This is a genomic window from Streptomyces sp. NPDC090025, assembly GCF_044748125.1.
GTDB lineage: Bacteria > Actinomycetota > Actinomycetes > Streptomycetales > Streptomycetaceae > Streptomyces.
The window spans coordinates 963,360-977,269 of sequence record NZ_JBIVFL010000001.1 but is presented as its reverse complement, the minus strand read 5'-3'; the positions used below and the strand labels follow the sequence as shown (position 1 = coordinate 977,269).

Here is a 13,910-nt window from a genome sequence, read left to right as displayed (position 1 = left end):
GGGCGGGGCGGCCGGGCGGGACGGCGGCCTGTCCTCCGGGGCGAATCTGCTGGATCATGCGGGGATGGCGAGTACGGCCGGTGACCCGGAGACAGCCCGACGACGTGCGGAAGAGCGGGAGCACCTGGCGGCCCTCGCGGCGCAAGGGGTCCGGCTCGTCGCCGTGAGCTGGGTGGACAGCGCGGGGATCAGCCGGGTGAAGGCCGTCCCGGTCGGGCGGCTCGGACAGGCGGCCCGGCAGGGCATCGGCATGGCACCGGTCTTCGACACCTACCTCGTCGACGACAGCCGGGTGATCGACGCGACGCACGGCGGCCCGGTCGGCGACCTGCGGCTGGTGCCGGACCTCCGCCGGGTGACCCCGCTCGCGGCCCAGCCCGGCTGGGGCTGGGCCCCGGCCGACCGCCACGACCAGGACGGTCTGCCGTACCCCGGCTGCCAGCGCTCGTTCGCGGCCCGGATGACACGGGCGGCGGCGGAGCGGGGGCTCGAACTGCGGATGGGGTTCGAGACGGAGTGGACGGTGCTGCCCGGGGCCGGGGCGGCGGAGGCCGGGGCCGGGGCTTCGGATGTCGGATCGGTGGGCGAGGCGGAACTGTTCGGCTCTTTCGGGTCTTCCGGGTCTTCCGGGTCTTCCGGGTCTTCCGGGTCTTCCGGGCTGGGCCCGGCGTACGGCCTGGCCCGGCTCGTCGGCGCGGGCCCGTACCTCCTCGACATCGCGGACGCACTCACCGCCCAGCACATCGATGTACTCCAGATCCATCCCGAGTACGAGACCGGCCAGTACGAGGTGTCCACCTCCCCTGAGGACCCGGTCGGGGCGGCGGATACGACGGCCCTCGTCCGGCACACCCTGCGGACGGTCTCGGCGCGGCACGGGCTGCGCCCTTCCTTCGCCCCGCTGACCACGCCCGAGGGTGCGGGCAACGGCGGGCATCTGCACCTCAGCCTGTGGCGGGACGGCCGGAACGTCCTGGCGGGCGGCGGCCCCGGCCCGTACGGGATGACCGCGGAGGGCGAGTCGTTCCTGGCCGGTGTCCTCGCCGGACTGCCCGCGCTGACCGCGCTCGGCTGCCCGAATCCGGCGAGCTATCTGCGGCTCGTACCGGCGAACTGGGCGGGCGCGTACCAGTGTTGGGGGCGGGAGAACCGTGAGGCGGCGCTGCGGTTCATCACCGACGGGGGGCACGCGGAGCTGAAGTCCTTCGACCAGGCGGCGAATCCGTATCTGCTGGTCGGCGCGGTGATCGCGGCCGGACTCGGGGGAATCGACGCGGAGTTGGCGCTGCCGCCCGAGTTCCTGGGCGATCCGTCGCGGGCGACCGCCGACGAGCTGACGGCCCGCGGGGTACGGCGACTGCCGGCGAGCCTGCCGGAGGCGACGGCGCGGCTGGCGGCGGACGAGGCGCTGCGGCGGGCGATGGGGGACCCGCTGTTCGAGGCGGTGCTCGCGGTGCGGCGCGGGGAGGCGGAGCTGTTCGCGGGGCGTTCGGCGGCGGAGATCGTGGCGGCGACGCGGTGGCGGTGGTGAGGCAGGGGCGGTGAGGACGTGGGCGGTGCCGGCGGTTCGGCGCCGAGGGCGGGGCGGGGCGGCGCGTGCCTCTTGTGCGTGTCACCGGCCGCCGGGCATCCTTGGCGCCGTGCGCCGAGCGCGGATGCGGACGCTGACGGGGGTCACATGCAGCCATCCGACTACATCGCCGTACTCGCCATCGTGATCTCGTTCGCCGCTTCCTGGCTGGCGTACCGCGCCTCCATGAAGAGCCATCAGACGGCGACGAAGAGCCACGAGACGAGTTCGTACCACGCGGGCACCGACCTGTTCATGCAGCTGAACCTGGTCTTCGTCGAATACCCGCACGTCCGACCGTACTTCTACGACGGCAAGGTGCTGGAACCGCACGACCCGAACCGGGACCGGGTGCACGCGGTCGCGGAGCTGATGCTCGACGTGTTCGAGTGGATCTGGCACCGGCGCGAGGGCATCTCGGAGGTCGACCGGCAGGCGTGGGCGGACTACGTGGGGTCGATGTTCGCGCTGAGCCCGGTGCTGCGGGCGTACCACCTCGACCATCTGGCCTGGCATCCGACGATCACCGATCTCTACTTCTCGCAGGGCGAGTTCGCGGGGACGCGGCTGCCCGGTCAGCAACAGACCTCGCCGGAAGGGGCGTAGCGCCGTGCGGATCGAGCTGGCGGAGGGCGTCGACCCGGTCGGCGCGATCGGCGGGTGCGGCTACCGCCTGGTCGAGGGCGGCGAGTTCGTCCTGGACGGGGCGGCGGCGCGCGCCTTCGCGGAGTTCCGGGGCGCGTGGGACGACCTGGCGCTCGACGCGTATCTGCCGGGCGGCGCGAGCTACCGCTGGCGGCGGCACGCGAAGTTCCTGGTGACGGCGGCGGCCGGGCCGAGCAGGCTGCACGGCACGGGGTACCGGCAGACGGCGGAGGCGAACCCGCTGCTCGGCGGGCGGGTGCGGGAGCTGGCGCCGTTCCGGGACGCGCAGGCCACGAATCCGTTCTTCGTGGCCCTGGTACGGCACGACGCGGCGCTCTTCGACGCCTGCGCCGGGCCTTCGGCGCCGTCAGCGTGGGAGGTCGACGCCCATCTGGTCCGCGTCACCGCCCGGCCGGGCACACCGGGCCGGCCGTCCCCCGAGGGCCGGCACCGCGACGGCTTCGACTACATCGCGCTGCACCATGTCGCCCGCCACAACGTGACCGGCGGCCACACGTCCCTGCACACGCCGTCCGGCGAGCTGCTCGCCGAACGCACCTTCACCGCGCCACTGGACACCCTGTACGCGGAGGACGCCCGCATCCTCCACGACGTCACCCCCCTCGCCCCGGGCCCGGAACCCGGCCCGGGCCACCGCGACATGCTCCTGATGAGCTTCACCCGGACGACCGAGCTCACAGCCCCGGCTCCCGGCTGACCACGGGCCCCCGCCCCGCGAGCCACTCGGCGCTCCCCCAGCTCATGAGGGCCAGCGCCGCCACGAGGGCGACCGCGATGACCCAGGCGGACCGTTTCCGCAACACCGCCCACACCCCGAGCACCACCCCCGGAAACCCCACCAGCATCAGCGGCAGCTCCACCCACACCACACTGAGATCCCGCCCCTCCCCTTCAAACCCCCCACTCACCGCCCCCTCGGCCCCGACCCCCCACACGACGAGCGCGGCGGCGAACGCGAAGAGCAACCCGAACGCCCCGACCACGTCTTTCCTCATACCCTGCCGGACGCGCGACCCGGGGCGGTGGTTCTCCCGGCCCGGCATACGGAAACACGATGAGCGCGATTCTGGGAGCTCTCATCCCAGCCGGTGTACACATGGCACACTCGGTACGCTTGAGCGCATGACGCAGCCACTGCCCACAGAGTCCATCCGCGATGTGCGCGCACACCTGGCCGAGGTCGTCGAGCGAGCCGATCGGGACGACGTGCCCACGGTCATCACGCGCCGGGGCAAGGAAGTCGCCGCCGTCGTTTCCATCGAGGTGCTCCGCAAGTACCAGGAGTGGGAAGAACGCGAGATCAACCGGATCATCGACGAGCGCATGGCCAACCCCGCACCCGGCATCCCGATCGAGGACATCATGAGGGAGACACTGGCGCGCGGTGAGTGAGTACCGAACCGTATTCCGCCCCGAGGTGCAGGCGGAGCTCCGGAAGATCCCTCGCGACACGGCACTGCGCATCCTGGCCAAACTGACCGAGCTGGAGAGCGACCCTCTCGGCTTCAACACCACCGCCCTCGTGTCGCAGCCCGAGCGCCGACGCCTGCGGGTCGGCGACTACCGAGTCGTCTACACGCTCGACAACGGAGAGCTCGTGGTGTGGGTCGTACACGTCGGGCACCGGTCCACTGTTTACGACACCTGACAGCGGCTGATCAGGCGTCAGGACATCCAGCACCGATCCAGCACCGTGACGACGAAGGGTCGCTTCGCGGAGGAGTCGCCCCCTTCTGATTCTGAGCTGCGGGCCGCTACCGTGAAGCCATGACCGCCTGCACTCGGTGGAGAAGGCCAGGGCCTCGCTGGGGCGCTGACCTGTACCGGACTGAAGGTAGACGGCGAGGCGGAACTGTGGCGTGATATGCGCAGCGATCCGATCAACCTCAGCTGGCGTCGGCACTGCGTCCTCGTCCACCGCCACAACATCCCTACGGGATATCCGGATGCCTCGGGCAGGGTTCTCCGTGATGCGCTTGTCGACGTCCGCCGCCTCCGTGATGGCGGCCACCATCACCATGCGGTCATTGACCGTGGAGACCGCCAACCCCTCACCCGAGGCATGCAGGTCCTTGGCGAACTCCTCGAAGTCGCGTCGCGCCAGCCCAGCCAGCGTCTTCCGTCCCAGACGCGGCCCGAGATGGTTACGGATAGGACCCTTCGTAGTTGCGGCGTGTGGACACCCGCGCCTACCGCCCGACTCCCGGTAGCGCGCCGTCCACCCATGCCGACACCGCGGACGATCACAGGGAAAGTTCCGGTCCCGGACGTCCTTCTTGCACCTCTGAAAGACGCTCGCCACCCCAAGCCCCCCACGACCCTCCGCCCGGCCCGTGCTCGAAACCGTGCACCGCCACCTCACGGACGGGCGAGGACTTCACCGCCAAACCCCTCTTTCCGGCGAATGCGGACCCAGCCCCTCCCCACGGTCCCGCGGGCCATCGGATCGGCGAGACCCTCCTCGCTGGATGCGCTCACGCCCTCCGCGCTTGCATGCGTGTGATCCGTGCACAAGCATCGAAGGCCATACCGCGCTATGGTTGATGTATGGCTACCAAGAAGGTGACTATCACTCTCGACGAATCTCTGGTCGAAGCCCTGGCTGGAGCCGCCGAGGAAGAAGGTATCCCACTCTCCCGTCTCGTCGCCGGAGCAGCCGAACGCGAGCTGCGCCTGCGGGCCGGCCGGGCCGTCATCCAGGAGTGGCAGGCAGAACACGGCGCCTTCACTCCCGAAGAGCTAGCCGCCGCCCGCGCGGACCTTGCCGCCGCCGATGCCGAGTACCTCAGCAGCCCGGGAGCCTCGGCCGCGTGAACATCCCCTACCTGTACGACGCCGGCGTACTCATCGCCATCGACAACGACGACCGACGCATGTGGGCCCGCCACAGCCTGGCCCTCGACGACGGCCGGGACATCCACGTCCCGTCCGTCATCGTCAGCCAGGCATGGCGGGACTCCCGCCGCCAGGTCAGACTCGGCAAGTTCCTCGCCGGGTGCCACGTCGTACCCGTCGGCCTCGAAACCGCCAAAGCCGCAGGCATCCTCTGCGGCAAGGCCGGCACCTCCGACATCGTCGACGCCACCGTCGTGACCATGGCATCCACCCTCGGCGCCATCATCTGGACCTCAGACCCGAACGACATCCGCACCCTCATCGACGCCCATGACATCAAACCCGCCCCTGTCATCCGCACCGTCCAGTAGTCCAGCCGCGGGACCGTAAATCGTTCGACTCCGGCTCACATCCGGCGGTGACGCACGGCGACGATAGTCACGCGCAGCGATGCGCCCATTCGACTCGTCGTTCAGGGCTCCGCGACCCTGGACGTGTGGGTGGAGAGGCAGCTGGCCCGGGTAGGCATCCACCGGCTCGACCAGCCCTCTCGGTCACCACCGAATGCAGGCCAGAGCCAGTTCGATTGACATACCCGACCTGATCGCCCTCCTGAGCAGCAACGACTCCACCGTCCGGGAATGGGCGGCGATGGTTTTGGCGAGCCTGGAGATTCAAGGCGCGGTCGAGCGCCTACCGTGCCCGCCTGGAACGGGCGACACCGCCGGACTGGAGCGAGCCGCCCGACATCCGCTGGGCCCTGACCGAACTCGGCGCACGCAGCCCTGTCGCCCCTCCGCTCACAGCACGCCTCCGAGCGACCGCTACAGATGACGTCCCCGGCTGCCCTCGGCCCACTTCACCGAGATCATCAACGACCTCGCCGACCACACCCAGGTGATCCTCTCTCCCAGTTCTGGCAGGTGGGCGCCAGCCGCACGTACGTCATCTCCGGCACCGATCTGGACTGGGAACCCGAATGGACCGCGCCCTGGGAGCACCTGGTCGAAGAGTCCCGCACGTGGCCCCTGCTGGGTGCCTCCGCCTCCGCCCCCACCGGCGACAACATCTTCGTCGCCCCCGCCTGAATCGACCGTACCGACCTGTCCCCGGCGAGGTGACCGATGCCGTTCCGGCACCCGCGGAGACCAGCTGCGGCTACCTAATCGAGCACTGCGACTTCGTGAAGGACGGGACCCCGCCCATGACCCCATCGCTCTCGAACACTTTGTTCCGATCATGGTCAATCCCGGTCACTCCGAGGAACGGGCGGGGAACAGCGAAGAACGAAAGAGGCAACGGGCAACACCGCCGAACCCCGATTCTCCAGACGAGGGTCGTGCCAGACTCAGCTTTGGACGCGAAGTGAAACGACGCCGTTACAGCAGGTGTTCACCGCCGGGTTTCGCGTCGATCGGTGATCGTCTGATGACGGCTCCCGTGAGGGCCGACGGCTCTCGCGGTCACTGTTCAAGGGGAGGTTGATGATGAGCACGACTTTACGTTTTGGCCCGGAACTTCGCCGTTTACGAGTGGAAGCGGGGCTGACTCTTACCGAGTTCTCCGTGGCGCTCAACTACGACAAGGGACACCTCAGCAAGGTCGAACGCGGAGAGCGTTCCCCGTCCCCCGAACTGGCCCGGCGGTGTGACGCCTTCCTCGGCGCGGACGGCGAGCTGCAGTGCCTGGTCGCCCGCCCCGAAGCAGGCTCGGACTCGAGCTCCGCCGAGTCCCCCGCCGGTCCGAGCCGCTGGCTCGTCGGGCGTCGGGCAGTCCTCTCAGCGGGTACGGGAGTGCTGATCGACCTCGGTCTGAAACTCGGCGGTCAGGCGTTGTCCTCCGCCGACGACCCCCTCCTGGGCTCCTACCGCATGCAGTTCGACCAGCTGCGGAAGCTCGGTCAGTCCACCGCTCCCAAGGTCCTGCTGCCCCTGCTGGAGACACAGACCCGCATGGTCGCCGGGCTCGCCTCCGGCGCCCGGTCCGCCTCCCAGGCCCCCGCGCTCCTGCTCGCCTCACGGTTCGCGGAGTTCACCGGCTGGATGGCTCAGGAGGCCGGGGACAGCGACGCGGCACTCGGCTGGACGGGCGAGGCCGTCGAACTGGCGCGCGCCGGGGGTGACCCGTACCTCGGTTCCTACGCACTGGTGCGGCGCGCCCTAGTCACGATGTACGGCGGGGACGCCGCTGGCACCGTCGCCCTGGCCCGCCGTGCTCAGAGCAGCGAACTCCCACCGCGCATCAGGGGACTCGCGGCCCAACGAGAGGCCCAAGGGCACGCGCTCGTCGGCAACGAAGTCGACTGCCTCCGCAGCCTCGACAGGGCGCGGAAACTGCTCGCCGACGACGACGCCCTCAACGGCGCCGAGCCCGTGATCGGCACCTCACACGTGAGCGATCCGGCGGCGATGTCGACCGGCTGGTGTCTGCACGACCTCGGGCGCCCCAAGGCCGCTGCCGAGGTGCTCGACCGGGAGTACCGCCGCCTCCCGCCGCACGCGCTGCGTACCCGCGCCCGATACGGCTTCCGCAGGTCCCTGGCACACGCCGCCTCCGGGGAGGTAGAGCACGCGTGCGCGATCGCCGGGGAGCTCCTGGGAGTGATGCCGGCCGTGCCCTCGGCGACGGTGAACAGCGACGTCCGACGCCTCGCGCGGGAACTGTCCCGGTTCCGGAGCAGCCGCGCCGTACGTGATCTGCAGCCCGCGCTGGCACGCGTACTCGCCCCCGCGCACAGCTGACAGCCGCTCCACGACCGAGACGGACTCGAGCCGCCCGGCTCGCCCCGCTAGCCGCCCCCTCCGGCCCTCCGGATCCCATGATCCCCGCGGGCCTCTCTGGTTCTCGCCCGACGCGTCGCATCGCGCCTTCCGGCTTCTCCGGGCTGGCCGCAGCCAGTGACGCACAGGCGGTGCCCCTCCATTTATATGCCCTCCCGTGGACGCGCCATGCCGTCACACGGTCGGGACCCCTGACTCGGCGAACCGGAACCCCGGTCCACAGCCCCGTGTCCGTTCATTCGTTCTTCTCTCACGAAGGGAACCTTCATGCCCGACGTCTTCGTCAACTACCGCACAGGGGACGAGGAATCCGCCGCGACCATGATCGCCCGGGAACTCGCCCGGAGGTTCGGCGACGAGCGGATCTTCTTCGCCAGCAACTCGATTGATCCCGGACGCCGTTTCCCGGCGGAACTGGTCAGGGCGGTGGAGGAGTGCGAGGCGCTCCTCGCCGTGATCGGCCCGCGCTGGGCGGAGGTACGGGGGACCGACGGCCGCCCCGCGCTCGAAGCCGAACAGGACTGGACCCGTCGCGAGATCCAGACCGCGCTCGACCGCGGGATCCTGGTGATTCCCGTGCTCGTCGGAAAGGCCACGCGGATCGACCGCACCGTCCTTCCTGACGATCTGCTGGAGCTGGCGGACTTCCAGTACAGGCGGTTCGACCACCGCAACGCCGAGTCGGACCTGACGACGCTCGGGGACACCCTCGCCCGGCTGCTGCCCGAGCTGAGCAGGGCGGACCGCGAAGGCCGTGCGGCGCGGGAGCGGACGGAGGCGAAGTCACGCGAGAAGTCGGCCCGGGACACCGGGCACATCAGGATGCGGACGCGTGACGTCGAACAGCGCGTGCGCGGCGGCATCGGAAACCTCAACGGAGACATGTTCGGCACCTTCGTCAACGAGCCGCAGGGGCCCGTGAACACCGGCCGGGGCCACCAGTACAACGCACCTCACTTCGAGGGCGACAACACCGGGGTCCAGTTCACCGCCGGCGACAACAGCGGTACGGTCCACCAGCGCTTCGAGCGCGAGCGCCGGCGCTCGGACGACGGGCGATGACCGAGCAGGACCGCGTCACCGTCAACGATCCGCGCGGCCCGGTGAACAACGGCGAGGGGCCCCAGTACGTCTTCTACGGCGCCGCCACGGACTGGATGACCCGCAAAGGAATCGAGTCCCTCCGGATCGCCCGCGAGGACCGGGTGCGCCTGGCCAACCGGTTCGTTCCCCCCAGGGGCTACCGCATCGCCGCCGACCACCTGGAGAAACCGGGGTCGGTGGTGCTGCTGGAGGGACCGCCTGGCAGCGGCCGCCGTGCCGCGGCGATCATGCTGCTGCACGGGTTCGGTGAGGACAGGAGCACCGACGAGGAAAGGGTCCGGGTCGAGGAGCTTCCCGCCACGGCCAAGGACGAGAACAGGAACGACAAGCCACTCACCCCCGGTGAGGGGGACCGCTTCCTTCTCGACCTCTCCGGGATCACCGGCGAAGAGGAGTACGCCAGGGCCCAGCACCGTCTGGCCGCGCACCGGTCGAAAGTCCAGGAGGCGGGGGCCCACATGGTCGTCGTCCTGCCGTCGGTCATGGAGCACGCCCATGCGCCGGACTTCGAACCGTACAGGGTGAGGCTGGAGCGTCCCCGGGGCGTCGCTGTCGTCACCCGGTACCTCCGCATGGACCGGATGGCCTTCCACCCTGCGGATCTGAGGAGCGTCGACCTCCAGCGCCTGTGCGACCGCTCCCCCATGCGGGAACTGGCACGGCTCGCGGGGCTCGTGAAGGCCGCCCGCGACAGTGGCCGGTTCGGATCCGACTTCGCGGGATGGCTCGACCAGGCGATACACGCGGTGACCGACCGCGCCGATGAAGTGGGTCGGCAGATGGTCGCGGTCCGCACCGCGCCCGAGCGGGCCCTGCTGCTCGCGGCGGCGGTGTTCGAGGGGGCTCGCGCTGACACCGTCTACGAGGCATGGCAGGGCCTGATGAAGCAGGTGGGGCACAAGGAGGAGGTGACCTCCGAGTTCGCGCAGACGGACTTCGGGGAGCGGTTGAAAGTGCTCGGGATCGAGCGGGCGCCGGACAGACGACTCCGCTTCGAGCGGCTGGCGTACGCCGACGCGGTCCGGACGTACTTCTGGACGAACTTCCCCGGGGTACGCGACGACCTCAGGGACTGGATCGACTGCGCCGCCGGGCTGGACGGCCTGACCGCCGACGATCAAGTGGACATCGTCGTCCGCTTCGGCGAGCGGTCTCTGGCCGTCGGGAGGCCCGACCACCTCTTCGGCCTCGTGGTGCGCTGGGCGAATCGCGCGGCCAGAGCGTCCGGCGATCCGCGAGCCGCGACGGCCCTCGAACTCGGTCTCCGCCATGAGGAGTTCGGGGGATGGTTCCGCAGGCGGATGTACGAGTGCGTCACGAGGTCCGGCTCCTTGTCCGACGGCCTGGCCCATGTCCTGACGACCGCCTGTCACCAGAGCCTCGGCACGACGCACCCAGAACAAGCAGTGGTGCGCCTCCACCACCTCGCCGCACGGAAGGGAGAGACAGCGCACGAGGCCCGGGAAGCGCTTCTCGACCTCGTCGGCCGCGACCGTCGCCTCTACCGACTGCTGCTCGACCGCCTGCGGGACCGTGCGCGTCAGGAACCATCCGGGGAAAATCCCCATCTTCACCTGCTCGCAGAGCTGTTGAGGAGCAACCGAGCACCGGACCCGCCTCGCTGGTCGGACCTGTTCCTGGGCTGGATGACGGTGTTCTCCCAACCGCCGACGGAACTCTGGAACCCGCTGGTGAGCAGTTGGCTGGACGCCGTGGCGGACGACCGTACGCAAGAGATGGCGCTGGACGTGATGGTCGGGGCGACGCGCGGCCGCACGGCCGCTCTTCACCGCCTCTACGTCATCGCCTGCGGCTGGGCACGGTCTGCGCGCCACCCGTCCCGGGCGGCCGTCGCCACTCTCTTCTGGCAGCACATCGACCAAGCGCAGTACGCCCGCACAGAGAGTACGGAGCGTGCGGACGCCGAACCACGGACCACGGAAGAGGAACGATGAAACACCGTTTTCCCAGCCTGCTGTTCGTCGCTCTCTGCGGCCTTGCACCGGCTGTGCTCGGACACTTCCTGGACTGGTCGGCGTGGTTGTGGGGCTTTATGTCCATGGTCACGACCTCCGGTTCCCTGCTGCTCGTGATGACGGTCCTCAGCGGTGGCCACACGTCCGCCGACCCGTACGAGCCCGGGGAACCCGAGCCGCCCGCGGTGCCGACGGAACAGCCGTACCAGGAGGCGCGGGTGATCGACGCGGCGCTGCCGAGCGCGACGAACGGCTACGACTTCCTCTTCTCCGCCACCGTGTGGTGGAGGCCGGTCCCCGACCATGCCGGCCAGACCGACAGCGCCTCCTCAGCCCTCGCCGTGTCCTCGCTCGTCAGCCGGGCCCTGGAGGTCGTCCGTCACGAGGAACCAGGCCGGGCAAGCTTCGCACGGTACCTCTTGGAGGGGCAGCTGGGCGTCCCGCTCCCGGACCTGAGCGGACGGGTGAAGGCCATGGCGGCCGATGTGACGCTGACCCTCGCCCCCGCCGACCGCGAACGCCTACAGAAGCTGAACGACCTCCGCAAGGACGAGGAGATCTGGGAGTACGAGCGTCAGCACGAGCGCAACAAGCGGCGCTACCTCGGTGACGACGTGCTCAAGAGCGCGGGCAGCGCGGTGGTGTGGTGGCTCGCCCGCCACGAGAACGAAATCGAGAAGGCGGTCGACATGATCGGCCCGCTCGCCCAGGTCGCGGCGGCGGCCAACGACGAGGAAGTGCCCGAGCTCTTCCGCCACCTGCTCGTCCCGCCCGTGGGCGCACGGAACGAAGCGACCGTCGGGGGCCCGCTGTGGGACGGGGACGACCACGGAGGAGAGGTTTTCGACCGCGAGGAGGAAGTAGGGGTCTCGGATCGACTGCGTCTGCTGCTGACGGAGGCGGGCCTGAAGCCGGACATGGACGGGTACACGGTGCTCGCGCACCGCGTGATGAGGTTCTTGAAAACAGAGGGGCTGGACGAAGCCGCCGACGAGATCAGGCAGGCCTTTGGCCTGGCTCCCGACGAGAGCCAGGAGGACGACCCTTCGGGCGAGGGGAACACCACTGGCCCCTGGCCGCCCCGCTCACCGGCCCCCGAGGGCCCGCCGTTCACCGACCCGGACGTGGCCCCTGGTGCGACCACGTTCACACCGAGGACGGCGGAGGGCAGCGCGAACGCCGGGGACCGGGGCCGGGGTCGGTGGGAGACGAGCGAGGAGGACACCCCGTCTCCCCACTTCTGGGACCCGTCGCACAGCCCGCACCGGCCCGCCGAACCCAGCCCATGGGACGAGGACGACGAGAACAGGATCTGATCCGGTAGACAGTCAGCTCTCCGAGGCTCCCCTTCGTCGCACACCGCGGCAGGGGAGCGCCCGCCCGCCCCAGTCCCCTTGCGCACAGCTACGAGAAACGGCGATACGAACGCAGAGGTCCGAGGAGCAGGATTCCCGGCACCGTCCCGGCACGGGAAACAGCAGGGGGGCCGGCTCCCTGAAGGCCGGCCCCCTGTCCTCCGCGAACACGACGAAGGAGCTGCCTTGCAGTAACGCTGCGGTCACACGTTAAAGCGGAATGTCTGCGGACTGATCCTGACCTGCGACGGAGCCCCATTCAGGGCTTTGACCTGGGATTTCCTTGTTGACGTGCGTTGGCTCCAGATGGCTGTTTACGGGTGTCCTGCGGACTGGCTGCGGACTGCCCGGGGCTACGCCTGTCCCTGCTGCGGGCACCGCAACCGCCCGTGACCAGCGAGACCGTCCCTCGGATGCAGCGGGTCGGACGCAGGCCGCTAGCATCCGGGCATGACAGGAGACCAGCCACCGAGGCCGCTCGCCGTCGGCGACGTCGTCGCGGTGTACTCCGAGGCACTCGGTGCCTGGACCGCCTCGCAGGTCACCGGCATCGACGCCTCGGCAAAGTGCGCTGCGGTCCTCGAACTGGACTGGTCCGGGCCCGAGCCTTCGGCCGCAGCCAACCTGGGCAACGTGCAGCCGCTCCGGCTCACGCACCACAGCTGGGGCGGCACGCTCTCGCACTGCAACCACGCGTGGGTCCTTCCGAGGAGCTTCAGGGTGATCGGCTCCCTGGCCCCGCTGGTGACCGAACCCTCGTACGCCTACGCCTCGGTTTGGGGGCGAGGCGAACAACTGGCCCGGCAGCGACACTGGGACAGCGGCAGCCGCGAGGATTGGAATGCCCCGTACGCACTGACGTGCACAGCCCAGGAACTGGCCGCCGAACACACTCGCAGCACGCTGCGGGCGGGCGTCAAGCACCTCACCGTCCACGGGATCACCCGGCTCGACTGCGCCCGCCTCGTCGCCGACTTCCCGGATCTGACGCGCTTGTCGCTGTCGGGGAACCTGGGCACGCTCACGTCGGCGGCCGCCCTGAACCGGCTGCCGCTGCTGCAAGGGCTCACGATCCGAGAGCTGTTCGGGATGGACGCGTCCGACTGTCTACTGCCGCGCCATGTCCCAGGGGTGGAAGAGGTGTGGCTGGACGGCATTCCGGCCGACTACGCGGCCGCGACGCGCAAGACCTGGCGTCCCCATGTACGACACGGCGTGCAGCTCGACGTCCGCGGTGCTCGCAAGCCGGAGTGGGTCGCTGCCAACGCCACCAACCCGCTCCGCGACTGGGACGGCCGCGAGCACATACCCCGCACCGGGTACCGCAAGGCCGCCGCCCAGTACAAGGCCACCCGAGACGCCTTCCTCGCCGAGGTCACCGGCGGCGAACACCATGGCAACATCGCGGAGATCGGGCGCGCCTTCGGAGCCGCCCTCAATGCGCTGGACAGCCGCTTGCACTTCATCGAGACCGTGGAACGTGAAGAGCTGTTCGACGCTCTGGACTTCCTGGTGGACGAGGTGCAGACAGCTGCCGGGCGCGACCTGACCGCCGCTCGCACGGCGCTAATCGAAGGCGTGGACTCCATCCGTGACTGGTGATCGCCGCCCACCCGCTTCGCCG

General features: G+C 69.9%; 14 protein-coding genes. 13 read left to right on the top strand and 1 reads right to left on the bottom strand.

All coding sequences use genetic code 11. The features are described 5' to 3' along the window. Positions 1-64: 64 nt before the first annotated feature. The 3 genes from ACIPXM_RS04670 (at position 65) to ACIPXM_RS04660 (ending at position 2,933) form a co-directional block, all read left to right on the top strand. Complete coding sequence (locus ACIPXM_RS04670; protein ID WP_401651877.1) at positions 65-1,531, top strand: glutamine synthetase; 1,467 nt, start codon at positions 65-67, stop codon at positions 1,529-1,531. A gap of 147 nt (positions 1,532-1,678) precedes the next feature. Then, the gene (locus ACIPXM_RS04665; RefSeq protein ID WP_401651875.1) at positions 1,679-2,176 is read left to right on the top strand and encodes a hypothetical protein; all 498 of its coding nucleotides are present in this window, start codon (positions 1,679-1,681) and stop codon (positions 2,174-2,176) included. Positions 2,177-2,180: 4 nt separating this feature from the next. Next, on the top strand, positions 2,181-2,933 hold the full coding sequence (locus tag ACIPXM_RS04660) for a 2OG-Fe dioxygenase family protein (RefSeq protein ID WP_401651873.1): 753 nt from the start codon (positions 2,181-2,183) through the stop codon (positions 2,931-2,933). Here the strand turns inward: ACIPXM_RS04660 and ACIPXM_RS04655 are convergent. Then, on the bottom strand, positions 2,911-3,219 hold the full coding sequence (locus ACIPXM_RS04655) for a hypothetical protein (RefSeq protein WP_401651871.1): 309 nt from the start codon (positions 3,217-3,219) through the stop codon (positions 2,911-2,913). The two genes, ACIPXM_RS04660 and ACIPXM_RS04655, sit on opposite strands and share 23 nt — an antisense overlap. 139 nt (positions 3,220-3,358) lie before the next feature. Here ACIPXM_RS04655 and ACIPXM_RS04650 point away from each other — a divergent pair, with 139 nt between their 5' ends. The 10 genes from ACIPXM_RS04650 to ACIPXM_RS04605 all read left to right on the top strand — a co-directional run bounded on the left by ACIPXM_RS04650 (position 3,359) and on the right by ACIPXM_RS04605 (position 13,888). Beyond that, the gene (locus ACIPXM_RS04650) at positions 3,359-3,628 is read left to right on the top strand and encodes a type II toxin-antitoxin system Phd/YefM family antitoxin (protein ID WP_055621811.1); all 270 of its coding nucleotides are present in this window, start codon (positions 3,359-3,361) and stop codon (positions 3,626-3,628) included. Further along, positions 3,621-3,884, top strand: a complete 264-nt coding sequence (locus ACIPXM_RS04645) for a type II toxin-antitoxin system RelE/ParE family toxin (RefSeq protein ID WP_401651869.1) — start codon at positions 3,621-3,623, stop codon at positions 3,882-3,884. Before ACIPXM_RS04650 ends, ACIPXM_RS04645 begins: the two co-directional genes overlap by 8 nt. An 899-nt stretch (positions 3,885-4,783) precedes the next feature. Beyond that, entirely contained in the window at positions 4,784-5,050 is a 267-nt protein-coding gene (locus tag ACIPXM_RS04640; protein WP_152370712.1) for a hypothetical protein, read from the top strand. Beyond that, positions 5,047-5,442 (top strand): twitching motility protein PilT, encoded by a 396-nt coding sequence (locus ACIPXM_RS04635; RefSeq protein ID WP_401651867.1) that lies wholly within the window; start codon positions 5,047-5,049, stop codon positions 5,440-5,442. Before ACIPXM_RS04640 ends, ACIPXM_RS04635 begins: the two co-directional genes overlap by 4 nt. Before the next feature lie 552 nt (positions 5,443-5,994). After that, the gene (locus tag ACIPXM_RS04630; RefSeq protein WP_401651865.1) at positions 5,995-6,159 is read left to right on the top strand and encodes a hypothetical protein; all 165 of its coding nucleotides are present in this window, start codon (positions 5,995-5,997) and stop codon (positions 6,157-6,159) included. 399 nt (positions 6,160-6,558) lie between these two features. Further along, complete coding sequence (locus tag ACIPXM_RS04625; RefSeq protein ID WP_401652499.1) at positions 6,559-7,812, top strand: helix-turn-helix domain-containing protein; 1,254 nt, start codon at positions 6,559-6,561, stop codon at positions 7,810-7,812. A 306-nt stretch (positions 7,813-8,118) separates the two neighbouring features. Then, positions 8,119-8,913: a toll/interleukin-1 receptor domain-containing protein gene (locus tag ACIPXM_RS04620; protein WP_401651863.1), complete on the top strand. Its 795-nt coding sequence runs from the start codon at positions 8,119-8,121 to the stop codon at positions 8,911-8,913. After that, positions 8,910-10,910, top strand: coding sequence for a hypothetical protein (locus ACIPXM_RS04615; RefSeq protein WP_401651861.1), 2,001 nt, complete (start codon positions 8,910-8,912; stop codon positions 10,908-10,910). Before ACIPXM_RS04620 ends, ACIPXM_RS04615 begins: the two co-directional genes overlap by 4 nt. Continuing rightward, positions 10,907-12,247 (top strand): hypothetical protein, encoded by a 1,341-nt coding sequence (locus ACIPXM_RS04610; protein ID WP_401651859.1) that lies wholly within the window; start codon positions 10,907-10,909, stop codon positions 12,245-12,247. Before ACIPXM_RS04615 ends, ACIPXM_RS04610 begins: the two co-directional genes overlap by 4 nt. Before the next feature lie 489 nt (positions 12,248-12,736). Continuing rightward, positions 12,737-13,888: a hypothetical protein gene (locus ACIPXM_RS04605; RefSeq protein WP_401651857.1), complete on the top strand. Its 1,152-nt coding sequence runs from the start codon at positions 12,737-12,739 to the stop codon at positions 13,886-13,888. The last annotated feature ends 22 nt before the right edge of the window (positions 13,889-13,910 follow it).